Origin of the sequence: Pseudomonas coleopterorum, from assembly GCF_900105555.1 — a bacterium.
In the GTDB taxonomy this organism is placed as follows: domain Bacteria; phylum Pseudomonadota; class Gammaproteobacteria; order Pseudomonadales; family Pseudomonadaceae; genus Aquipseudomonas; species Aquipseudomonas coleopterorum.
Window position 1 is genome coordinate 3,060,590 of the sequence record NZ_FNTZ01000001.1, and the last position, 22,113, is coordinate 3,082,702.

The following is a 22,113-nucleotide window of genomic DNA, read 5'->3' on the forward strand; positions in this document are numbered from 1 at the left end:
GTGACCCGCCCCTCCCCGCAGATCAGTGCCGACTTCGACAGCGGCAACATCGAAGTCATCGACGCACGCGATCCGCTCGACGTGCACCTGGCGATTCGCCCGGACCGTCAGAGCGCGCACTTCCAGTGGTTTCACTTCAAGGCCGCAGCGCTGCAGGTTGGCCAGCGCTACGAATTCAGGTTGCAGAACGCCGCGCAGTCCTCTTACGGACACGCCTGGCACGGCTACCATGCCGTAGCCTCTTGCGATCAGAAGCACTGGTTCCGCGTGCCCAGCACCTTCGACGGCCAAGCCCTGCGCTTCGGTCTGGAAGCGCAGAACAGCGACATGTGGTTTGCCTACTTCGAGCCTTATAGCCGCGAGCGCCACGACGCCCTGATCGATCGCGCCGTCATGCAGGCCGGTCTGCAACTCCTGGCCGTGGGGCAAAGCTGCGAAGGGCGGGAAATACCGCTCCTGCGCAAGGGCGATGGTGCGCCGGGCAAGCGTCGGCTGTGGCTGATCGCCCAGCAGCATCCGGGCGAGCACATGGCCCAGTGGTTCATGGAAGGCGTGATCGATCGCCTGCAGGCCAATGATGCCGAGGTCCAGGCGCTGCTGGAGAAGGCCGACGTGTACCTGGTCCCGAACATGAATCCCGATGGCGCCGTGCACGGTCATCTGCGCACCAATGCCCGCGGTCGCGACCTGAACCGCGCCTGGCAGGATTCAAGCGCCGAATACACGCCCGAAGTGTTCTTCGTTCAGCAGCAGATGGACAAGCATGGCGTCGACCTGTTCATCGACGCCCACGGTGACGAAGAAATCCCCTACGTGTTCACCGCCGCCTGCGAAGGCAACCCTGGCTATACCCCACGCATCGCCCAACTGGAACAGACCTTCCGCGACCTGTTGTGCGCCCGTACCCCCGACTTCCAGGCAGTACACGGCTACACCCGCGACAAACCGGGCGAGGCCAACATGACCCTGGCCTGCAACAGCGTCGGCGAGCGATTCGATTGCCTGTCGCTGACCCTGGAAATGCCGTTCAAGGATCACGACGACGCCCCGGACAGTCATACCGGCTGGAACGGCCAGCGCTCCGCGCGACTGGGCGGCGATGTGCTGAGTGTGCTTGCGCAAATGGTCTCCGGTCTGCGTTGACCCACGGTTCGTCATGGAGCACCCCGATTGACCGCATTACCGTCGCTGCACGCCCTGTACAAACGCCTGTTCAAACCCGAGCCGAAGGCTGAAAACAGCGACGCCGCTGTGGCGTTGCAGACTTGGTTCGATGAACGGGCCAGGCAATCGGGCTACACCCTGGGTGCCGATCAAACGCGGGTCATCGCCAGCATGGCCGAGCGCATGCCTGCCTTGCTGCAGGGCACGGCGGTGCGCAGTCTGTACCTGCACGGCGCCGTGGGGCGCGGCAAAAGCTGGCTGCTCGATGGCTTGTTCAGGGCAGCTCCTTTGGAAGAAAAACGCCGCCTGCACTTCCATGATTTTTTCGCCCAGTTGCATCAGGGCATGTTCCGCCATCGGCAGGCCGTCGACCCATTGGCGACTACCCTGGATGAGCTGCTGGAGAACTGTCGTCTGCTGTGTTTCGACGAATTCCATGTGCACGACATCGGCGACGCCATGCTCATCACGCGGCTATTCAAGGCGCTGTTCGAGCGAGGCATCCTGCTGGTCGTGACCTCCAACTACCCACCCGAAGGCCTGCTGCCCAACCCCCTCTATCACCAGCGTTTCCTGCCCGTTATCGAACTGATCAACGCCCGGATGGATGTACTGGAAGTCGGCGGCGCCACCGATTACCGCAGCCTGTCTCAGGAACGACCGCAACAACGTTTCACCCGCGGCCACTATGTATGGCCCGGCACCGCTGCGCAGCGGGCGCGGCTGCAACTGCCGCCAGCGGATCTGGAGCCGGTGCCGCTGGACGTCGGCAATCGCCAGCTACGCGCGCGCCTGATCGACGACAACCGTGTCCATTTCACCTTCGCCGACCTCTGTGAAGAACCCACTGCGGTCATCGACTACCTGGCGCTGTGCAAACGTTTCGAGCGGTGGAGCATCGACCATCTGCCGCTGCTGGACGAGTGCTCGACCGCTGTGCAGCAACGCTTCATCAACCTCATCGACGTGCTGTACGACCAGGACAAGACCTTGATACTGATAGGCGAACGCCCGCTGGCCGAGAGCCTGGCCGGTTCGGTCATCGACCTGATGCGCACACGCAGTCGACTGGGGCAGTTGATCCTGCTCGATGAACAACCGCCCCGGTAACAGCTCGGCTAACGCGCGGCGAGCACCTGGGCGATCTCCTCCAGTATCGTCGGGTCGTCGATGGTCGAGGGGGCGACGAACACTTCTTGCGCGGCAATCTTGCGCAATACAGCGCGCAGGATCTTGCCCGAGCGGGTCTTGGGCAGGCGCTTGACCACCAGCACCCGTTGCAGGCAGGCCAGCGCGCCAATGGATTCACGTACCTGCGCCACCAGTTGCGCCTGCAGCACGCTGGGGCTCACGTCACTGCCGTCCTTGAGCACCACCAGCGCCAACGGCACTTCACCCTTGATTTCATCGCTGACGCCGATCACGGCGCACTCGGCCACGTCGGCATGGCGGGCAACCAGGTCTTCCATTTCACCGGTCGACAACCGATGGCCCGAGACGTTGATGACATCGTCGGTGCGCCCCATGATGTGCACATAGCCGTCGGCGTCCAGGTAACCGCCGTCGCCGGTGTGGTAGTAGCCGGGGTAGCGTTCCAGATAGCTTTGCAGGTAGCGCGAATGATCGCCCCACAGGGTCTGGCTGCACCCCGGCGGCAACGGCAGCGCGATGACGATGGCGCCCTGCTCGCCCGGCGCCAGCAGCTCGCCCTGCTCGTCCAGGACCTGCACGTGATAGCCCGGAACCGCCCGGTTGCTCGAACCCACACGCACTGCCGAGCCCTCCAGGCCCATGCAGGGCGCGGTTACCGGCCAGCCTGTTTCGGTCTGCCACCAGTGGTCGTGGACCGGCTTGCCGGTCTGCTCTTCCAGCCAGCGGTGAGTACTGGAATCGAGCTTCTCGCCAGCCAGGAACAACTGGCGCAACGAGCTCAGGTCATAGTCGCGCAACAACCGCCCCTCCGGGTCTTCCTTGCGAATCGCGCGCATGGCGGTGGGCGCGCAGAACAGCGCATTGACCCGGTATTGCTCGATCACGCGCCAGTAGCTGCCGGCATCGGGCGTGCGAATCGGCTTGCCCTCATAGAGAATGCTGGTGCAGCCGCACATCAAGGGTCCGTAGACGATCAACGAGTGACCCACTACCCAGCCGACATCGGAAATCCCCCACCATACATCGCCCGCGCGCATCCCGTAGATGGCGCCCATGGTGAAAGTCAGGGCGACCGCGTTGCCACCGGTTTCACGGACGATGCCCTTGGGTTTGCCGGTGGTGCCGGAGGTGTACATCACGTACAGCGGATCGCCGCTGGCCATGTCCACGGCTGCGACCGGTTCTGCATCCTGCAACTGCGTCTGCCAGTCCAGATCGCGCCCGCTCTGCAGGTGCGCCAGGGCCTGCGGCCGTTGCAGTACCAGCACTTGCTGTGGCGCGTGACGTGCCAGGTTCAGGGCCTTGTCCACCAGAGGCTTGTAGGCAATCACGCGGTCGAATTCCACACCGCAGGAGGCCGTCAGCAGCAGCTTGGGCCGGCAGTCGTCGATGCGTAGCGCCAGCTCGTTGGCGGCAAAGCCACCGAACACCACCGAATGCACCGCGCCGATCCGCGCGCAGGCCAGCATCGCCATGGCCGCCTCGGGCACCATCGGCATGTAGATCACCACGCCATCACCCTTGCCCACGCCCAGGCGAGTGAGCACGCCCGCAAGGCGCGCCACGTGGTCGAGCAGTTCTTGATAGGTAAAGCGCTGCTGTACCCCGGTCACCGGTGAATCGTAGATCAGCGCCGTCTGTGCACCACGGCCGAGTGCCACCTGCCGGTCCAGGCACAGATAGCTGGTATTCAGACGGCCGTCGGCGAACCAGCGGTGGGTGCCGTCTGGCTGTACATCGAGCACGTGCTGCGGAGGGTGCGACCAAGCGACCGACCGGGCCTGTTCTGCCCAGAACCCGGCCGGGTCGGAAATGGAGCGCGCGTACGCTTGCTGATAGTTCATCGATAGCCAACCCTGGATTGTTGTTATTGAAGGGCGAGCATTGAGTATGGCTGGCGTTGGCCGAGCTGCCAGCCGACCAAGGTCGAACGACGAACGTGGCGAGATGCCCACGAACCGCTATGATGGCCACCGCGATTTCCTTGACGACGGTTGTCCCATGAATACCCCCGAGCTGCTCGAAGCCGGCCAACTGGCTGGCGCCACCCGACTGGACCTGTCCTGCGGCCTGACCGAATTCCCCCAGGCCATCTTCACCCTGGCCGACAGCCTGGAGGTGCTCAACCTCAGCGGCAACGCGCTGACCCGCCTGCCCGATGACCTGCACCGGCTGCACAAGCTCAAGGTGCTGTTCTGCTCGGACAATCCTTTTACCGAGTTGCCCGCCTGCATCGGGCGCTGTCCGCAGTTGAGCATGGTGGGCTTCAAGGCCAACCGGATCGAACACGTGCCGGCAGAAGCGCTGCCTGCTCAGTTGCGCTGGCTGATTCTCACCGACAACCGTATCGAACGCTTGCCCGATGCACTGGGCAACTGTCGGCAGATGCAGAAGCTGATGCTCTCGGGCAACCGTCTGCAGGCCTTGCCCGACAGCCTGGCGCAACTGGAAAACCTCGAATTGCTGCGGTTGTCGGCCAACCGTCTGCCGGCCCTGCCCGACTGGCTGCTGCGCCTGCCGCGGCTGGCCTGGCTGGCCTATGCCGGCAACCCGATGAGCGAAGCCTTCACCACACCGCACAGCGAAGGCACGCGCGGACACATCGCCTGGGAAGATCTGCGCCTGGACGCGCAGCTGGGGGAAGGCGCTTCGGGGATCATCTACCGCGCCCATCTGGACAGTGGGCAGCCGGTGGCCGTGAAGTTGTACAAAGGAGCGATGACCAGCGACGGTTCACCGGTCAACGAAATCAACGCCTGCATGGCCGCGGGTGAGCATCCGCAACTGATCGAGGTACTGGGCCGGCTGAGCGGGCATCCCGACGGTACCGCCGGGCTGGTCATGGCCCTGATCGATCCGTCGTTTGCCAACCTGGCAGGACCGCCGAGCCTGGCGTCCTGCACGCGCGACATCTACTCGGCCGATTTCACCATCGATCGCGATGCTCTCTTACGCTTGCTGCGGGGTATGGCCGGCGTCGGCGCCCATCTGCATGCGCGCGGGATCAACCACGGTGATTTCTACGCCCACAACGTGCTGTGGCAGGAAAGTGGCGAGTGCCTGTTCGGCGATTTCGGCGGCGCCTCGTTCTACCCCGGCGACGGCGGTGAGGTATCACAGGCATTGGAGCGTATCGAAGTCCGCGCCTTCGGCCTGCTGTTCGAAGAGTTAATGACGCGTTGCAACGAAGTGGACGACGGCCTATGGACGCTGCAACGCCAATGCGTCCAGCCTCAGGTCCTGGCCCGCCCCAGCTTCGCGGAAATCACCCGAAGCCTGGACGCCTGAGTCCAGCCCGACCTACCGCGCCGAACCCGGACGCGGCTCGCGCCGCTGCTACACCGGCGGCGCAAACCCAAGCCCACGGCGTGCGCCGATCCCACCGCGGCGCAACCCCACGCCCACGGCAGGCGCCGATCCCACGGCGGCGCAAACCCACGCCCACGGCAGGCGCCGATCCCACGGCGGCGCAAACCCACGCCCACGGCATGCGCCGATCCCACGGCGGCGCAAATCCACGCCCACGGCAGGCGCCGATCCCACCGCGGCGCAAACCCACGTCCATGGCAGGCGCCGATCCCTGTAGCAGCGGCGCGAGCCGCGTCGGCGGTACATGCGATCAACCTGATGCACCGCAGGCGCCGATAAAATCAGCCGGCCAGGCCTACATAGACGTTCTGCACGTCATCGTTACCGTCGATGGCATCGAGGAAATCCTCCACTTCGGCCAGCTGCGCGGCATCGTCCAGGGTCACCGGGTTCTTCGGCACGTAGCCGATCTTCGCCGACACCACGGTAAAGCCCTGGCCCGGCAATGCCTTGCAGACAGCGTCCAGATCGGTGGTCTCGGTCAGGAACAGGAACGCACCTTCATCGGCCGCCTCGACTTCCTGAGCACCGGCTTCAATGGCCGCTTCCTCGGCATCGACATCAGCCGAATCCGGTGTCGCCTCGATCATCCCATAGTGATGGAAATCCCAGGACACCGAACCCTCGGCGCCGAGTGTGCCCTTGCGAAACAGCACGCGAATCTGCGAGACGGTGCGGTTGACATTGTCAGTCAGGCACTCGACGATCACCGGCACCTGGTGCGGCGCAAAGCCTTCGTACTTGACCAGCGTGTAGTTGACTGCATCGTCGCCCACGCCGGCGCCTTTCTTGATGGCGCGTTCTAGCGTCTCGCGGGTCATCGAGGCCTTCTTGGCCTGTTCGATCACCAATCGCAGGCGGGCGTTGGTGTCCGGATCGGTACCGGAACGTGCCGCGATCGAAATTTCCTTGGACAGCTTGCCGAAGATCCGCCCCTTGGCGTTGGCTGCTGCTTCACGATGTTTAGCTTTCCACTGTGCGCCCATTTACCCGCTCTCTTGTTCGCTTGACCCATGCGCGGGCGACTGCTGCCCGCGCGTTGCGGCGCAGTTTACCTGCCCGCCGGGAGCGGATCGACCAAAATCCGCCGGGCCCACCATCACGCCACGCGTTCCACCCAGCGCCCGAACGCATCGATGAAACCCTGCAGGAATGGCCGGCTCTTCTCCACCACCTGCCCGTTCTCGTCGAACAGGCCACCGGCGTGCCCCAGGTACGCCTCGGGCTGCTGCATCATCGCCACGTCGAGAAACACCATGCACTGGCGCAGGTGCTGGTTGGCCCCGAAACCACCGACGGCGCCGGGCGAGACGCTCATCACCGCGCCTGGTTTGCCGGTGAAGTGGCTCTGGCCATAGGGGCGCGAACCCACGTCGATCGCGTTCTTCAACGGCGCCGGCACCGAGCGGTTGTACTCGGGCGTGACGAAGAGCACGGCATCGGCTTCGCCCAGCGCCTGGCGAAAGGTGTTATAAGCAGCGGGGGGCGTGACATCGATGTCTTCGTTGTAGAGCGGCAGATCGCCGATTTCGACGATCTTCAGCGCCAGGTTGTCAGGCGCCATGGCCTGCAGCGCCAGAGCCACCTTGCGGTTGATGGAATCCTTCCTGAGGCTGCCGACCAGTACCGCAACCGAATAGACCTTGCTCATGTCGTTACCCTCGTAGTGGATTGATCGAGGGGTAGTTATAGATGACTTGGCCCGGTTTGTCCGCCACCAGTCCGGAACCCGCACTATTTTTCCTCGCTGGCAAAACTACCTGAATAAACAGAGGTCTACAGTGCCAGCGAGATACGCGCAAAATTCTTCAGAGGTTGGAAATAAAATGGCTGCAGTGCTGGTTGGGCAATTTCATGCACGCGATGCGGAAGGTCGCATCTACCCGGTGCATGAGTTTCAGGAATCGACCCCGGCGGTCGAAGGCAGCGCGCCGACCTCCACCTACAAGCTGGCCATCGGCGATCGCGTCAATCACCTGGGCGAAGACCGTTTTCAACTGGTGCAGAGCGGCGTGGAAATCATCCGAATCCCTTGATCGTCCGTGCACCGATTTGCGTTAGCATACCCGCCGAACCCTTAGCTGGTACGGACTGCGCATGAGACTGCGCCACATCGAAATCATCCAGGCGCTCTGCCAGACCGGCGAACTCAAGAGCGCCGCGCAGATGCTCGATATCTCCACGCAAACCCTGGAGCAGACCCTGCACGATGCCGAACGGCAACTGGGGTTTCTGCTGTTCGCACGGGTCCGCGGCCATGTCCAGCCCACGCCGGAAACCCTGCGCATGCAGGCCGACATCGCCGCGGTGCAGACTCAGGTCGAACGTTTGCAACGGCTGGCCGACGGTTTGCGCGAGCACCAGGACCCTAGTTTGCACGTGGTGTGCACGGCGTCCCTGGCTCACCAGTTGTTGCCGCAGAGCATCGCGACCCTGCGCCGACGCTTCCGTGAAACGCCATGCACTTTGGGGATCCAGAACACCGACGAGATGGTGCGCAGTCTGCTGCTGCACCAGACCGACGTCGGCCTCAGCCTGCACTGCCCCCAGCATTCCTCCATCAGCAGTCAAGTCCTGGCCGAGGGCAAGGTGCAGCTTCTGGCGCCACAGGGATGGCTTTCTCCCAAGCATCGCTACATCGCGCTGCATGAGCTGGCGGGACAGGCGATGATCGGCCTGGAAGGGGAAGATCCGCTGAGCCTGGTGCTCGAGCACAAGCTGCAATCGCTCAATCCACCGCCGCGAATCCACACGCGGGTGCAGACCTATCCGCTGATGCGCAGCATGGTCGCAGCCGGCGAAGGCCTGGCCATCGTCGACCCGTTCACTGCGGCAGATGCGCGTGATCAGGGGCTGGACACCTGCCCATTGTCACCCGCCGTGCCGGTGACCTTGTACGCCCTCACGCGCAACGCAGGGTCGAGCTCGGCAGCCGAGAAGACCCTGCTGGAAATCATCGCCCACAATGCCCAAGCGTTGCTCTCACCCGTCCGCGAATAACCGGTACCAGAACAGCGCCGTCTCGTGGCTGGCCGCATCGATCGCCTGATAACGCAGATAATCGATACCGCCCAGGCGGAAACCGCAACGCTCGTAAAGACGACAGGCCGGCAGGTTGTTGTTCTGGGTTTCCAGCATGATGCCCGGCAGGCCTTGCTTCACGGCCCAGAATCGCACCACGTCCAGCAGCGATCTGGCCACACCCAAGCCGCGCGCCGAGGCATCTACGGCCAGTTCGTCGACATAGGCGAGGTTGTTCCAGTGCCGACTGACCACCACATGACCGACCGCTTTCTCACCCAGCCAGGCCATGAAGATGGCGCCGCCAGTGTCGGGCTCGCGATAACAGGCGAACTCGGCCGGATCGATGCCATAGTCCTTGCGATAGGCCCGTATGGACCTGAGGGGCCAATCGGCTACCGGTCGGTTGAACTCGGGCGAGGCGTAGCCTGACACCTGGGCACTGAAATCGGCACCCAGTACATAGTCGTCGAAGCTGGCGTCGGCCAGTCGGATGCACACTTGCGCAGAGAACGTCACCGAGTGCGCCGAGGTGGCCTATGAGCCCAGTTGCGTCCAGAGCGCATCGGCTCCGGCGGCTTTGGCGATGATCTGCAGGCGCGCCATGTGCTCGTCGAGCTCGGCCTGGGTGGCGCGGATGATAGCCGTCTGCCGACGGTCCGCAGGCAGGCGACGGATCTCGCTGCCCTGCTGGCTGCTGCTGTCGCCATCGCTGGCGTTACCTGCAAGCGACAGGCTGGTCTGCCCCCCGGTCATGGCCAGGTAGACGTCCGCGAGGATCTCCGAGTCGAGCAACGCGCCGTGCAGTTCACGCCCGGAGTTGTCGATGCCGTAGCGCTTGCACAGCGCGTCGAGGCTGTTGCGCTGCCCCGGATGACGCTCGCGCGCCATCGCCAGGCTGTCGATCACCGTGCAGTACTCGGCAATGTTGGCCCGCTCGGGCATGCCGGCGATCTTGAATTCGTTGTTCAGGAAGCCGACGTCGAAGGTCGCGTTGTGGGCGATGATCTGGGCGCCCTGGATGAACTCGTAGAATTCGTCGGCGACCTCGGCGAAACGAGGCTTGCCGACCAGAAACTCGTCGGTGATGCCGTGCACGCCAATGGCACCCTCGTCACTGGGTCGGTCCGGCTGCACGTAGACGTGAAAGTTGCGCCCGGTCAACCGGCGTCCCATCAATTCGACGCAGCCGATCTCGATCACGCGATGGCCATCGGTGACCGGCATACCGGTGGTTTCGGTGTCGAATACTACGGAACGAACGGCCATGGGCAAAAACTCTCGAGCGGGTAAGCAGAAATCGGGGGTAAAACGAAGATCTGTCGGTTCGAGAAGATCGAACCGCATGCGGTGAAACTCTAGCACAGCACGGCAGGCGCTCCCAGCGACCTGCCTCGGGCTACCTGACTGGCTGCCTGGCTAAGCCTGACGCATCCCCCGCACTTCATCGACCCCGCGGTTGGCCAGGTCATCGGCGCGCTCGTTGCCCGGATGGCCGTTGTGGCCGCGGACCCACTGCCATTTCACTTCATGGCGATTGACCTGTTCATCGAGCTGTTGCCACAGGTCGGCGTTCTTGACCGGCTGCTTGGCGGCGGTCTTCCAACCGCGTTTCTTCCAGTTGACCATCCACTCGTTGATGCCTTTCATCACGTATTCGGAGTCGGTCACCAGCAGCACGCTGCAGCCACGCTTGAGCTCCTGGAGGCCGCGAATGGCGGCGGTCAGCTCCATGCGGTTGTTGGTAGTGGTGCTTTCGCCGCCCCACAACTCTTTCTCCACGCCCTTGCACACCAGCAACGCACCCCAGCCACCCGGGCCGGGGTTGCCCTTGCAGGCGCCGTCGGTGAAGATTTCCACAGTGTCACTCATCAGGCTTTTCCATCGATGTTCGGATTGTCTCGGTTGACCTTGGCCATCGGCAGCGGCAACAGCTTGCCCATGGGCTCGCGGCGTTGCTGCACCAGTGGCCGCAGCCCCACCACCATCTTGCGCGCGACCAATATATAGAAGCCTCCGCCGCCGCTCTGCCACTTGCCGGCAACCCGCTCCAGACCGGCGAGACGCGCCTGCCAGCTGGGCGAAGCAAGCGGCGGACGATAACACCCGAACCGGCGTTTCTCCAGCCCGAAGCCCAGCAGGTTGAGCCAGTCGGCGACCCGCGAGGCGGAGAAACAGCGGGCCTTGTGCAGGGCGTCCTTGGCGAACACTCGGCGTGCGCCCCAGGCGCTCCACGGGTTGATGCCGACGATCAGCAGGTGCCCGCCTGGCCGTACCGCGCTGGCCGCCTCGCGCAGCAGGCCATGGGGCGACAGGCTGAAATCCAGCCCGTGCTGCAGCACCACGACGTCGGCGGCGTGTTCGCCCAGGGGCCAGGCCTGTTCCTCGCAGACGATCTCGACTCCAGGAAACGGCGCGCCCATGCGCACGTTGCGGTGGATCTGCCCGGCCACTGGTGGCGGCTCGGCGCTGGGGCCGTAGTGCACCAGGTAACCACCGAAGAAACGCGCCAGCTCCTCCTCGAGCAGGCGCTGCTCCTCACGCAGCAGCAACTGGCCATGCGGCCCGGCGAACCACTCGCGGGCCTGGCCGATCAGGTCCAGCCACTGTGGGTCGGCCTGGGCAAAGGCGGTATCGGACATGACGATCTCCCACGCTGAGGTTCACCTAGCGCCGACGCGGCACTAAGATGGACCATTAATCGAAATCAAGCGAACCGAGCCATGATACAGATTCAAGCGCTGAACGCTTTCTCCGACAACTACATCTGGTTGTTACAAGACACTGCGGCGGGCGAATGTGCAGTGGTCGATCCGGGCGACGCCGGGCCGGTCGAGCGATGGCTCGATGCCCACCCCGACATGCGCCTGACCGACATCCTCATCACCCATCACCACAATGATCATGTGGGCGGCGTCGAGGCGCTCAAGCGCCGCACCGGCGCCCATGTCAGCGGGCCCGCCCAGGAATCGATACCGGCCCGCGACCGCGCGCTGCACGACGGCGACACCCTGGACGTGCTCGGCCTGCACCTGCAGGTGCACGACGTACCGGGGCACACGGCAGGCCACATCGCCTTCTATCACGCCAGCGATACCCAGCCCCTGCTGTTTCCGGGCGATACGCTGTTCGCCGCCGGCTGCGGTCGCCTGTTCGAAGGCACGCCGCAGCAGATGCACGCCTCGCTGTCGCGCCTGGCCCAACTGCCCGACAACACTCAGGTCTACAGCGCCCACGAGTACACCCTGAGCAACCTGAAATTTGCCGCGGCGGTCGAGCCAGGCAATCCCGACATCGTTCAGCGGCTGCAAGAGGTCACCGCGTTGCGTGAGCGGAACGCTATCACCCTGCCCACTTCGATCGGCCTTGAAAAGCGTACGAACCCTTTTCTGCGGGTCGCTGAAACATCCGTTAAACAAAAAGCGGACGAACGGGCCGGAACGGCTCATGGCACGGCGCAGGCGGTGTTCGCAACCTTACGTAGTTGGAAAGATAAGTTCTGAAGGCCGCTGATTTGTGTCGGAAATTTCTCAAAGGTTGACCGACCTTCGGTCACTTTCTAGAATCGCCCGACATTTTCGCGCGGAACTATCCTCCAGCCAATGTCGTCATCCATACGCACAACCCTCAAGTCCGACGCATTGACGCGACTGGCCCAAGCGATCGCGGTCACCCTGTGCGCCGGTCTGGCCGGTTGCCAGAGCACGGCGAGCGTCTCTTCAGGCACTGGCCAGGACGCCCGCCCCCATGCGCTGACCGCCCACGTGCGGCCCAAGCCGATCTTCGTCAACCAGGCCCAGGCCAAGAAGGCCCCGCACGATGTGTGGGAGCGCATCCGCGACGGTTTCCAGCTGCAAGACAGCATCGCCATGAACCCGCGCGTCGAGCAGCAGCGCCTGTGGTTCGTCAGCAACCCGTCGTTCCTGGAAAGCGCCAGCGGTCGCGGCAGCCTGTACATGCACTACATCGTCGAGCGCCTGGAAGAACGCGACATGCCGTTGGAGCTGGCCTTGCTGCCGGTCATCGAAAGCGCGTTCAACCCCATGGCCTACTCGCGCTCCGATGCCTCCGGACTGTGGCAGTTCATCCCCTCCACAGGTCGCTACTTCAACCTGCGCCAGACCAATTTCTACGACGGCCGTCGCGATGTCACCGCCTCCACCGGCGCGGCATTGGACTACCTGAGCAAGCTGCACGAGATGTTCAACGGTGACTGGCTGCTGGCCCTGGCGGCCTACAACGCCGGCGAAGGTACGGTCAGCCGGGCTATGGAGCGCAACGAGAAACTGGGCCTGCCCACCGATTACTGGAACCTGCCACTGCCGCAGGAAACCCGTGACTACGTGCCCAAGCTGCTGGCCCTGGCCGAACTGGTGCAGTCGCCTCAAGCCTACGGTGTGAACCTCAACCCGATCGCCAACCAACCGTACTTCGATGTGGTGGAGGTCAACCAGCGCGTCGACCTGTCCCGCGTGGCGGCACTGGCCGGCATCGACGAAGACGAGATGTTCCAGCTCAACCCGGCGTTCAAGAAGCGCGTGACCATGGAGCCGACCCAGCACCTGCTGGTGCCCACGGCCAAGGCGCAATTGCTGACCGCCAGCCTGTCGAACATGAAGCCCGAAGAACTGCTGACCCTGGCGCCCGCCCAACGCGTCTTCGACGAAGTGGCGGTGGTGCAGCCCAGCCGGCCCAAGTCGTACACCGTGCGCCGCGGCGACAACCTGGCGTCGATCGCCAAGGCGAACAAGGTCGACACCCGCGACCTGCAGCGCTGGAACCGCCTGACCGGCAAGAACCTCAAGGTCGGCCAGACCCTGGTGATGCAGGCCGAGACGCAAGCCAAGGGCCGGGTGATGGCCAAGGCCGGGTCGGCCGCCAGCGATGTGCAGAAAACCACCACCTACAAGGTGCGCAAGGGTGATTCGCTGTACCTGGTCGCCAAGCGCTTCAATGTCGAGATGCAGCACCTCAAGCGCTGGAATCCGCGCAGCGGACATGCGCTCAAGCCCGGCCAGACCCTCACGGTCTATCTGAACCGTCGCTGAGGGCGCCTGACCCCGCAACGATCCGCCCTGGCGGACGTTGCAGGGCCAGCCGAATGCCACCACCACTCTTCTTCCTGCTGAGACAAACTGTTACTGTAAGCGCAACAAAGTCATTGCCGACCGGTTCGGATTCATGAATTGATGCGTCCCCTCCTTCTCAGCCTGCTGGGCCTTGCGTTGAGCACCTGTGCCAACGCGACGATCACCCAGAGCCACGGCTATGCGCAATTCGGATCGCTCAAATACCCGGCTCGCTTCAGCCACTTCGATTGGGTCAACGCCGACGCTCCCAAGGGCGGCACCTTGCGCACGATGGCCTTCGGCACCTTCGACACGCTCAACCCCTATACCTTCAAGGGCATCAGCCCGGTCCAGACCGCCAACTTCCTGCAGTACGGCATCAACGAGCTGAACGAGCCGTTGATGGTCGGCACCGGGCAATACGCGCCTTCGGGTGATGAACCCACCTCCAGCTACGGCCTCATCGCCCAATCGGTGGAATACAACGAAAGCCGCAGCTGGGTCGTGTTCAACCTCAGGCCGCAGGCGCGCTTCAACGATGGCCATCCGATCACCAGCGCGGACGTGGCGTTCTCCTACCGAACGCTGTTGAGCCAGGGTCATCCGATGTACCGGACCAACCTGCAGGAAGTGCTGCGGGTCGATGTGCTGAGCCCGACGCGGATCCGCTTCGTGTTCAAGCGTTCGGGCAACCCGCTGCTGATCCTGCGCCTGGGCGAGTTGCCGATCCTGCCCAAGCACTACTGGCAAGGTCGGGACTTCCAGGCCACCACCTTCGAGGCGCCGGTGAACAGCGGCCCGTATCGGATCACCCAGGTGGTGCCGGGCAGAAGGCTGGTGCTGGAGCGGGATCGAAACTGGTGGGGCAAGGACCTGCCGGTCAATCGCGGCAAGTACAACTTCGACCGCATGGAAGTGGAGTTCTACCGGGACAGCGACGTAGCCTTCGAAGCGTTCAAGGCGGGCGAGTTCGACATCTACATCGAGCACCAGGCCAAGAACTGGACCAACGGCTACGACTTTCCAGCCGTGCGCCGCGGGGAAGTGATCAAGGCGCAGATCCCCCACAAGATCCCGACGCAGACCCAGGGCCTGTTCTTCAATACCCGTCGCCCGGCCTACAGCGATCCACGCGTGCGCGAGGCGCTGGGCCTGCTGCTGGATTTCGAATGGACCAACCGCGCCCTGTTCAGCGGCGCCTATCGGCGCACCGAAAGCTACTACCCCAACAGTGAATTCGCCGCCACCGGCCTGCCCAGCGGCAAGGAACGGCTGCTGTTGTCGGCGTACAAAAGCGCGCTGAGCCCGGCCTTGTTCCTTGAGGCGCCAAGCATGCCCGCCACCGACGGCAATGGCATTCCCCGGGCCGCGCTGCGCCAGGCCCTGCACCTGCTTGGCGAGGCCGGCTGGACGTTGCAGGGCGACCGCCTGCGCAATGCCGCGGGGCAGCCGCTGCGCCTGGAGATCCTGCTGGTCAATTCCAATCTGGAGCGCATCCTGGGCCCCTATGTCGCCAACCTGGCCAGCATCGGCGTGCAGGCCAACCTGCGCAGCGTGGACCGCGCGCAGTACAAGCAGCGCCTGGACCAGTTCGATTTCGACATGATCTCGCTGACCCTGCCGCAGACCCTGAGTCCGGGGCTCGAGCAATGGCAGTACTTTCACTCCAGCCAGGCCGCCGTGCGCGGCAGCAAGAATTACGCAGGCATCGCCAACCCGGTGGTCGACCGTCTGCTCGAACAGTTGCTCGCCGCCCAGAGCCGCGACGACCAGGTGGCCGCCGCCAGGGCGCTCGACCGCGTGCTCCTGTCGCAGCACTACATGGTTGCCAACTGGTACCTGGACTACCACCGCCTGGCGTACCGCAGCCGGTTGGCCTTCGTCACCACCCCGCCGTACACCCTGGGCCTGAGTGCCTGGTGGATCAAGCCTACGGAGAAGATTCGATGATGCCCTTACGTGCCCTGAGCAAGGCCCTGAGCGCTGTCGCGCTGTGCATCGCCGCCAGCGTGGCGCACGCCGCGCCGCAGCATGCACTCACGCTGTACGACGAAGCGCCCAAATACCCTGCGGACTTCGAGCACTATGACTACGTGAACCCCGACGCCCCCAAGGGGGGTACCTTTCGCCAGAAAGGCGTGGGCAGCTTCGACAGCCTCAACCCCTTCATCAGCAAGGGTGTGCCTGCCGACGACATAGACCTGATCTACGACACCCTGGCGCGGCGGAGTCTGGACGAGCCCTTCACCGAGTACGGCCTGGTGGCCGGCCGCATCGAGAAAGCCCCGGACAACAGCTGGGTGCGCTTCTACCTGCGTCCCGAGGCGCGTTTCCACGATGGCCAGCCCATGCGCGCCGAAGACGTCGTGTTCAGTTTCCAGACCCTGATGCAAAGCGGCTCGCCGCTCTACCGAGGCTACTACGCCGATGTCGCCGACGTCGTCGCCGAAGACCCGCTGCGGGTACTGTTCAAGTTCAAGCACAGCAACAACCGGGAACTGCCGCTGATCCTCGGTCAACTGCCGGTACTGCCCAAGCATTTCTGGCAGGGCCGGGACTTCACCAAGGGCAGCCTGGACATTCCCCTGGGCAGCGGCCCCTACAAGGTCGCCGAGGTCAAGGCAGGTCGCTCGATACGCTACGAGCGGGTCAAGGACTACTGGGCACGCGACCTGCCGATGAACCGCGGGCTGTTCAACTTCGATGTGCTCGATATCGAGTACTACCGCGACAGCACCGTGGCCCTGCAAGCCGGCAAGGCCGGACAATTCGACTTCTGGCTCGAAAGCAGCGCGAAGAACTGGGCCACTGCCTACGATATCCCGGCAGTGCGCGAGCGACGCCTGTTGCGCGAGGAAATCCCCAACGGCAACCCGACCGGCATGCAAGGCTTCGTCTTCAACCTGCGCAAGCCGCTGTTCCAGGACGTGCGCGTGCGCGAGGCCCTGGCATTGGTGTTCGATTTCGAGTGGACCAACAAGCAACTGTTCAACGGCGCCTACCTGCGCACCGACAGCTATTTCGAGAACTCCGAGATGGCGGCTTCCGGCCTGCCCAGCCCGGCCGAACTGAACATCCTCGAACCGCTGCGCGGACAGATTCCCGAACGCGTCTTCGATACGCCGTTCAGCAACCCGGTCACCGACGCCAGCGGCATGCTGCGCGAGCAGCAACGCCAAGCCTACAAACTGCTGCAGGAGGCCGGCTGGCGCATCGTCGACGACAAGATGGTCGATGCCCAGGGCACACCGGTAAAGATCGAGTTCCTGCTGACCCAGGCCGACTTCGACCGGGTGCTGCTGCCCTACAAGCGCAACCTGGCGGATCTGGGCATCGAACTGGTGATCCGGCGTGTCGATGTCTCGCAATACGTCACTCGGGTGCGCTCGCGCGACTTCGACATGATGGTCGGCAGCTTCGCCCAGTCCACCTCGCCCGGCAACGAGCAGCGCGAGTACTGGGCCAGTTCCAGTGCCGACAAGCCGGGCAGCCGCAACTTCATGGGCCTCAAGGACCCGGCCATCGACAGCCTGGTGGAGGGCCTGATCAATGCCTCCTCGCGCCAGGACCTGATCGACCACACCCGCGCCCTGGACCGGGTGTTGCTATGGGGCCACTACGTGGTCCCCAACTGGCACATCAAGACCTGGCGCGTGGCGTACTGGAACCACATCGGCCACCCCGCCATCACGCCGCGCTACGACATCGGCGTGGAAACCTGGTGGAGCAAGCCCCAGGCCACGCCTGCGGTCACCACCACGCCTTCAGGGACGCCATAAGATGCTGGCCTACATCCTGCGCCGACTGCTGCTGATCATCCCCACCCTATTGGGGATCCTGATCATCAATTTCGCCATCATCCAGGCCGCGCCTGGCGGGCCGGTGGAACAGATGATCGCCAAGCTCGAGGGATTCGACGGCGCCACCAACCGCATCGCCGGTGGCGGCGCCGAAGTCGCGGTTGCCGGTTCCAGCTACCGCGGTGCACAGGGCCTGGACCCGGCCCTGGTGCAGGAAATCGAGAAGATGTACGGCTTCGACAAGCCGGCGCCCGAACGCCTGTGGATCATGATCAAGAACTACGCGCGACTGGACTTCGGCAGCAGCTTTTTCCGCGACGCCAAGGTCATCGACCTGATCGTGGAAAAGATGCCGGTCTCGATCTCGCTGGGCCTGTGGAGCACCTTGATCATGTACCTGGTGTCGATCCCCCTGGGCATCGCCAAGGCCACCCGCCACGGCAGCCATTTCGATGTCTGGACCAGCTCGGCGATCATCATCGGCTACGCCATTCCCGCGTTCCTGTTCGCCATCCTCTTGATCGTGGTGTTCGCCGGCGGCAGCTACCTGGACTGGTTCCCGTTGCGCGGCCTGACCTCCAACAATTTCGAGGAGCTGAGCTGGGGCGGCAAGGTACTTGATTACTTCTGGCACCTGGTGCTGCCGGTCAGCGCGCTGGTCATCGGCCACTTCGCCACCATGACGCTGCTGACCAAGAACAGCTTCCTCGACGAAATCGGCAAGCAATACGTGGTCACTGCCAAGGCCAAGGGCCTGAGCAATCATCGTGTGCTGTACGGCCATGTGTTCCGCAACGCCATGCTGTTGGTGATCGCCGGCTTCCCCTCGGCCTTCATCGGGATCTTCTTTACCGGCTCCCTGCTGGTGGAGGTGATCTTCTCCCTCGACGGTCTGGGCCTGATGAGCTTCGAGGCCGCGATCAACCGCGACTACCCGGTGGTGTTCGGCACCCTGTTCATCTTTACCTTGTTGGGGCTGGTAGTGAAACTGATCGGCGACCTTACCTACACCCTGGTCGATCCACGCATCGACTTTGGCCACCGGGAGCATTGAGATGAACCTGTCTCCCCTCAACCGACGCCGCTTCGAGCGGTTCAAGGCGAACAAGCGTGGCTGGTGGTCGCTGTGGCTGTTCCTGGTGCTGTTCGGCCTGAGCCTGGGCGCCGAGCTGATCGCCAACGACAAACCGCTCGCGGTGCGCTACGACGGCGAATGGTATTTCCCGGCCTTCAAGCGCTATCCGGAAACCACCTTCGGCGGCGAGTTTCCCCTGGAAGCCAACTACAAGAGCCCCTACATCCGTGAGCTGCTGGCGGCCAAGCAGAGCTGGACGCTGTGGGCGCCGATTCCGTTCAGCTACCAGAGCATCAACTACGACCTCAGCGTACCGGCACCGGCGCCGCCGTCCGCGCAGAACTGGCTGGGCACCGACGACCAGGGCCGCGACGTGCTCGCGCGGGTGATCTACGGCTTTCGCATCTCGGTGCTGTTCGCCCTGACCCTGACCATCGCCAGCTCGGTCATCGGGGTGATCGCCGGAGCGTTGCAAGGCTTCTATGGCGGTTGGGTGGACCTGGCCGGCCAGCGTTTTCTTGAAATCTGGTCCGGCCTGCCGGTGCTGTACCTGCTGATCATCCTGGCCAGCTTCGTGCAGCCCAATTTCTGGTGGCTGCTGGGCATCATGCTGCTGTTTTCCTGGATGAGCTTGGTGGACGTGGTCCGCGCCGAGTTCCTGCGTGGCCGCAACCTGGAATACGTGCGCGCCGCCCGCGCGCTGGGCATGCAGAACGGCGCCATCATGTTTCGCCATATCCTACCCAACGCCATGGTTTCGACCATGACCTTCATGCCGTTCATCCTCACCGGCGCGATCGGCACCCTGACCGCGCTGGATTTTCTTGGCTTCGGCCTGCCTGCTGGCTCACCGTCGCTGGGCGAGCTGGTGGCCCAGGGCAAGTCCAACCTGCAAGCGCCCTGGCTGGGCATCAGCGCCTTCACCGTGCTGGCCCTGATGCTCAGCCTGCTGGTGTTCATCGGCGAATCCGCCCGTGACGCCTTCGACCCGAGGAAATGACATGCGCCAGGACAATCTGATCGAGGTCCGCGACCTGGCCGTCGAGTTCGTCGCCGGTGAGAGCCGCCAACGCGTGGTCGAGAACATCAGCTTCGATATCCGCCGGGGCGAAACCCTGGCGCTGGTGGGCGAAAGTGGCTCGGGCAAATCGGTGACGGCGCACTCCATCCTGCGCCTGCTGCCCTACCCGCTCGCCCAGCACCCCAGCGGCACCATTGCCTACAATGGTCGCGATCTGTTGACGCTGCCGGAAAAACAACTCAGGCAGATTCGCGGCAATCGCATCGCCATGATTTTCCAGGAGCCGATGAGCTCGCTCAACCCGCTGCACAACATCGGCAAGCAGATCGGCGAAGTGCTCGCTCTGCACAAAGGGCTGACCGGAGCAGCCGCCACCCAGCGCACCCTGCAGTTGCTGGAACTGGTCGGCATCGGCGAACCGCACAAACGGCTCAAGGCATTGCCCCACGAATTGTCAGGTGGCCAGCGTCAACGCGTGATGATCGCCATGGCCCTGGCCAACGAACCTGAATTGCTGATCGCCGACGAGCCCACGACCGCGCTCGACGTGACGGTGCAGCTGAAGATCCTCGAATTGCTCAAGGAACTGCAGGCCCGACTGGGCATGGCCTTGCTGCTGATCAGCCACGACCTGAACCTGGTGAAGAGAATTGCACACCGGGTATGTGTCATGCAGCGCGGTCGCATCGTCGAACAGGCTAGCTGCGAAGAATTGTTTCGTGCACCACGGCATCCGTACACACAGGTGCTGCTGGGGGCCGAACCCAGCGGAGCGCCTGCGGCAACGCGGATCGGCGAGCCGATTCTGTCGATCGACGACCTGCGCGTCTGGTTTCCCATCAAAAAGGGGTTTCTGGGGCGCACCGTGGATCACGTCAAGGCCGTCGATGGCATCCAGTTCAAGCTGCCCCGTGGTCAGACCCTGGGCATCGTCGGCGAAAGTGGCTCGGGCAAGTCGACGCTGGGCCTGGCTATCATGCGCTTGATCGCCAGCCGTGGCTCGATCCGCTTTCAGGGTGAGGCCCTGGACGGCCTGCCCCAGCAGCAGGTGCGCCCGCTGCGCAAGCAGATGCAGGTAGTGTTCCAGGACCCCTTCGGCAGCCTCAGCCCTCGGATGAGCGTGAGCCAGATCGTCGGCGAAGGCCTGCGAATACACAAGATCGGCAACGAAGCCGAGCAGGAACAGGCTATCATTGCCGCGCTCGAAGAGGTTGGGCTGGACCCACAGACCCGGCATCGTTACCCTCACGAGTTCTCCGGCGGGCAGCGGCAACGTATCGCCATTGCCCGGGCCTTGGTTTTGAAGCCGGCGTTGATCCTGCTGGACGAGCCCACATCGGCGCTCGACCGCACCGTTCAACGCCAGGTAGTGGAGCTGTTGCGTTCACTGCAACTGAAATACAACCTGACCTATTTGTTTATCAGCCATGACCTGGCGGTAGTCAAAGCGCTGAGCCACCAGTTGATGGTGATCAGGCACGGTCAGGTCGTCGAACAAGGGGCGGCGCGGGAGATCTTTGCCGCGCCGCAGCACCCTTATACACAGCAGCTGTTGGAAGCAGCCTTTTTGGCCCCAACGGCTGTCGATTAACCTGAAGAGGAACAACACATGGGTTTTCTCGCCGGTAAGCGCGTCCTGATCGTCGGTGTCGCCAGCAAACTGTCCATCGCATCCGGCATCGCTGCCGCCATGCATCGCGAGGGTGCTGAACTTGCCTTCACCTACCAGAACGAAAAGCTCAAGGGCCGCGTCGAGGAATTCGCCGCAGGCTGGGGCTCCAGCGCCGATCTGTGCTTCCCGTGCGATGTGGCCAGCGATGCTGAAATCGCCTCGGTCTTCAAAGCCCTGAGCAAGAAGTGGGACGGCCTGGACGTCATCGTTCACTCCGTCGGCTTCGCCCCGGGCGACCAGCTCGATGGCGACTTCACCCAGGCCACCACCCGCGAAGGCTTCCGCATCGCTCACGACATCAGCGCCTACAGCTTCGTGGCCCTGGCCAAGGCCGGTCGCGACATGATGAAAGGCCGCAACGGCAGCCTGCTGACCCTGTCGTACCTGGGTGCCGAGCGCACCATGCCCAACTACAACGTCATGGGCATGGCCAAGGCTTCGCTGGAAGCAGGCGTGCGTTACCTGGCCGGTTCCCTGGGCCCGGAAGGCACCCGCGTCAACGCCGTATCGGCCGGTCCGATCCGCACCCTGGCAGCCTCGGGCATCAAGAACTTCCGCAAGATGCTGGCCGCCAACGAAGCGCAGACCCCGCTGCGTCGCAACGTCACCATCGACGAGGTCGGCAACGCCGGCGCGTTCCTGTGCTCCGACCTGGCATCAGGCATCAGCGGTGAAATCATGTACGTGGACGGCGGCTTCAACACCACCGCCATGGGTGATATCGAAGAGTAAGCTGGCTTCGGTCGGTTGAAGAAACGCCGCTGATTTCA

At 63.7% G+C, this 22,113-nt stretch carries 20 protein-coding genes; 13 read left to right on the forward strand and 7 right to left on the reverse strand.

From position 1 onward, the window contains the following. On the forward strand, positions 1–1,143 hold the full coding sequence (locus BLV18_RS13605; RefSeq protein ID WP_192001493.1) for a M14 family metallopeptidase: 1,143 nt from the start codon (positions 1–3) through the stop codon (positions 1,141–1,143). A gap of 27 nt (positions 1,144–1,170) precedes the next feature. Further along, complete coding sequence (gene zapE / locus BLV18_RS13610; RefSeq protein ID WP_244156864.1) at positions 1,171–2,274, forward strand: cell division protein ZapE; 1,104 nt, start codon at positions 1,171–1,173, stop codon at positions 2,272–2,274. Positions 2,275–2,282: 8 nt separating this feature from the next. Here zapE and BLV18_RS13615 read toward each other — a convergent pair whose 3' ends face one another. After that, complete coding sequence (locus tag BLV18_RS13615; RefSeq protein ID WP_090359248.1) at positions 2,283–4,160, reverse strand: propionyl-CoA synthetase; 1,878 nt, start codon at positions 4,158–4,160, stop codon at positions 2,283–2,285. A 157-nt stretch (positions 4,161–4,317) separates the two neighbouring features. Between BLV18_RS13615 and BLV18_RS13620 the strand changes: the two genes are divergently transcribed. Further along, a complete protein-coding gene (locus BLV18_RS13620; protein ID WP_090362285.1) occupies positions 4,318–5,604 on the forward strand; it encodes a leucine-rich repeat-containing protein kinase family protein in 1,287 nt (428 codons plus the stop codon). Positions 5,605–5,966: 362 nt separating this feature from the next. Here BLV18_RS13620 and BLV18_RS13625 read toward each other — a convergent pair whose 3' ends face one another. Further along, complete coding sequence (locus BLV18_RS13625) at positions 5,967–6,671, reverse strand: YebC/PmpR family DNA-binding transcriptional regulator (protein ID WP_090359250.1); 705 nt, start codon at positions 6,669–6,671, stop codon at positions 5,967–5,969. A 113-nt stretch (positions 6,672–6,784) separates the two neighbouring features. Further along, positions 6,785–7,336, reverse strand: a complete 552-nt coding sequence (locus BLV18_RS13630) for an NADPH-dependent FMN reductase (RefSeq protein WP_056843571.1) — start codon at positions 7,334–7,336, stop codon at positions 6,785–6,787. Positions 7,337–7,511: 175 nt separating this feature from the next. On the opposite strand from BLV18_RS13630, the gene BLV18_RS13635 reads away from it, so the two are divergent. Together BLV18_RS13635 and BLV18_RS13640 are read left to right on the forward strand one after the other, a co-directional pair. Continuing rightward, positions 7,512–7,721 carry a hypothetical protein gene (locus BLV18_RS13635; RefSeq protein WP_043185963.1) on the forward strand — a complete coding sequence of 70 codons (210 nt, stop codon included), beginning with the start codon at positions 7,512–7,514 and terminating at the stop codon, positions 7,719–7,721. 61 nt (positions 7,722–7,782) lie between these two features. Beyond that, positions 7,783–8,685, forward strand: a complete 903-nt coding sequence (locus BLV18_RS13640; RefSeq protein WP_090359252.1) for a LysR family transcriptional regulator — start codon at positions 7,783–7,785, stop codon at positions 8,683–8,685. Here BLV18_RS13640 and BLV18_RS13645 read toward each other — a convergent pair. From BLV18_RS13645 to BLV18_RS13660, 4 genes are all read right to left on the reverse strand, one after another. Beyond that, positions 8,668–9,225 (reverse strand): GNAT family N-acetyltransferase, encoded by a 558-nt coding sequence (locus tag BLV18_RS13645; protein WP_090359254.1) that lies wholly within the window; start codon positions 9,223–9,225, stop codon positions 8,668–8,670. The two genes, BLV18_RS13640 and BLV18_RS13645, sit on opposite strands and share 18 nt — an antisense overlap. Positions 9,226–9,243: 18 nt before the next feature. Then, positions 9,244–9,975: a DNA polymerase III subunit epsilon gene (dnaQ, locus tag BLV18_RS13650; RefSeq protein WP_090359256.1), complete on the reverse strand. Its 732-nt coding sequence runs from the start codon at positions 9,973–9,975 to the stop codon at positions 9,244–9,246. A 150-nt stretch (positions 9,976–10,125) separates the two neighbouring features. Then, positions 10,126–10,578, reverse strand: a complete 453-nt coding sequence (gene rnhA, locus BLV18_RS13655) for a ribonuclease HI (RefSeq protein WP_043185945.1) — start codon at positions 10,576–10,578, stop codon at positions 10,126–10,128. Beyond that, positions 10,578–11,348: a methyltransferase domain-containing protein gene (locus tag BLV18_RS13660; protein WP_090359258.1), complete on the reverse strand. Its 771-nt coding sequence runs from the start codon at positions 11,346–11,348 to the stop codon at positions 10,578–10,580. Before BLV18_RS13660 ends, rnhA begins: the two co-directional genes overlap by 1 nt. A gap of 81 nt (positions 11,349–11,429) precedes the next feature. Here BLV18_RS13660 and gloB point away from each other — a divergent pair, with 81 nt between their 5' ends. The 8 genes from gloB to fabI all read left to right on the forward strand — a co-directional run bounded on the left by gloB (position 11,430) and on the right by fabI (position 22,075). Continuing rightward, complete coding sequence (gene gloB / locus BLV18_RS13665) at positions 11,430–12,209, forward strand: hydroxyacylglutathione hydrolase (protein WP_090359260.1); 780 nt, start codon at positions 11,430–11,432, stop codon at positions 12,207–12,209. A gap of 99 nt (positions 12,210–12,308) precedes the next feature. Continuing rightward, positions 12,309–13,754, forward strand: coding sequence for a lytic transglycosylase domain-containing protein (locus BLV18_RS13670; RefSeq protein WP_090359263.1), 1,446 nt, complete (start codon positions 12,309–12,311; stop codon positions 13,752–13,754). Between the two features lie 138 nt (positions 13,755–13,892). Continuing rightward, positions 13,893–15,725, forward strand: coding sequence for an extracellular solute-binding protein (locus BLV18_RS13675; RefSeq protein ID WP_090359265.1), 1,833 nt, complete (start codon positions 13,893–13,895; stop codon positions 15,723–15,725). Then, positions 15,722–17,554, forward strand: coding sequence for an extracellular solute-binding protein (locus BLV18_RS13680; RefSeq protein WP_090359267.1), 1,833 nt, complete (start codon positions 15,722–15,724; stop codon positions 17,552–17,554). The genes BLV18_RS13675 and BLV18_RS13680 overlap by 4 nt, the downstream gene beginning before the upstream one ends. Before the next feature lies 1 nt (position 17,555). After that, positions 17,556–18,629 carry a microcin C ABC transporter permease YejB gene (locus BLV18_RS13685; RefSeq protein ID WP_049858842.1) on the forward strand — a complete coding sequence of 358 codons (1,074 nt, stop codon included), beginning with the start codon at positions 17,556–17,558 and terminating at the stop codon, positions 18,627–18,629. Between the two features lies 1 nt (position 18,630). After that, positions 18,631–19,650, forward strand: coding sequence for an ABC transporter permease (locus BLV18_RS13690; RefSeq protein ID WP_049858843.1), 1,020 nt, complete (start codon positions 18,631–18,633; stop codon positions 19,648–19,650). A gap of 1 nt (position 19,651) precedes the next feature. Further along, positions 19,652–21,262 (forward strand): ABC transporter ATP-binding protein, encoded by a 1,611-nt coding sequence (locus BLV18_RS13695; protein WP_090359269.1) that lies wholly within the window; start codon positions 19,652–19,654, stop codon positions 21,260–21,262. Positions 21,263–21,280: 18 nt separating this feature from the next. After that, positions 21,281–22,075, forward strand: coding sequence for an enoyl-ACP reductase FabI (gene fabI / locus BLV18_RS13700; protein ID WP_090359272.1), 795 nt, complete (start codon positions 21,281–21,283; stop codon positions 22,073–22,075). Positions 22,076–22,113: the final 38 nt, after the last annotated feature.

Bases quoted from the DNA above. Each gene is read 5' to 3' on its own strand.
- BLV18_RS13670 (WP_090359263.1), top strand. From the start codon at position 12,309: ATGTCGTCATCCATACGCACAACCCTCAAGTCCGACGCATTGACGCGA.
- BLV18_RS13630 (WP_056843571.1), bottom strand. From the start codon at position 7,336: ATGAGCAAGGTCTATTCGGTTGCGGTACTGGTCGGCAGCCTCAGGAAG.
- BLV18_RS13690 (WP_049858843.1), top strand. From the start codon at position 18,631: ATGAACCTGTCTCCCCTCAACCGACGCCGCTTCGAGCGGTTCAAGGCG.
- dnaQ (WP_090359256.1), bottom strand. From the start codon at position 9,975: ATGGCCGTTCGTTCCGTAGTATTCGACACCGAAACCACCGGTATGCCG.
- BLV18_RS13620 (WP_090362285.1), top strand. From the start codon at position 4,318: ATGAATACCCCCGAGCTGCTCGAAGCCGGCCAACTGGCTGGCGCCACC.
- BLV18_RS13625 (WP_090359250.1), bottom strand. From the start codon at position 6,671: ATGGGCGCACAGTGGAAAGCTAAACATCGTGAAGCAGCAGCCAACGCC.
- rnhA (WP_043185945.1), bottom strand. From the start codon at position 10,578: ATGAGTGACACTGTGGAAATCTTCACCGACGGCGCCTGCAAGGGCAAC.
- BLV18_RS13680 (WP_090359267.1), top strand. From the start codon at position 15,722: ATGATGCCCTTACGTGCCCTGAGCAAGGCCCTGAGCGCTGTCGCGCTG.
- BLV18_RS13660 (WP_090359258.1), bottom strand. From the start codon at position 11,348: ATGTCCGATACCGCCTTTGCCCAGGCCGACCCACAGTGGCTGGACCTG.
- gloB (WP_090359260.1), top strand. From the start codon at position 11,430: ATGATACAGATTCAAGCGCTGAACGCTTTCTCCGACAACTACATCTGG.
- fabI (WP_090359272.1), top strand. From the start codon at position 21,281: ATGGGTTTTCTCGCCGGTAAGCGCGTCCTGATCGTCGGTGTCGCCAGC.
- BLV18_RS13635 (WP_043185963.1), top strand. From the start codon at position 7,512: ATGGCTGCAGTGCTGGTTGGGCAATTTCATGCACGCGATGCGGAAGGT.
- BLV18_RS13685 (WP_049858842.1), top strand. From the start codon at position 17,556: ATGCTGGCCTACATCCTGCGCCGACTGCTGCTGATCATCCCCACCCTA.
- BLV18_RS13615 (WP_090359248.1), bottom strand. From the start codon at position 4,160: ATGAACTATCAGCAAGCGTACGCGCGCTCCATTTCCGACCCGGCCGGG.
- BLV18_RS13640 (WP_090359252.1), top strand. From the start codon at position 7,783: ATGAGACTGCGCCACATCGAAATCATCCAGGCGCTCTGCCAGACCGGC.
- BLV18_RS13695 (WP_090359269.1), top strand. From the start codon at position 19,652: ATGCGCCAGGACAATCTGATCGAGGTCCGCGACCTGGCCGTCGAGTTC.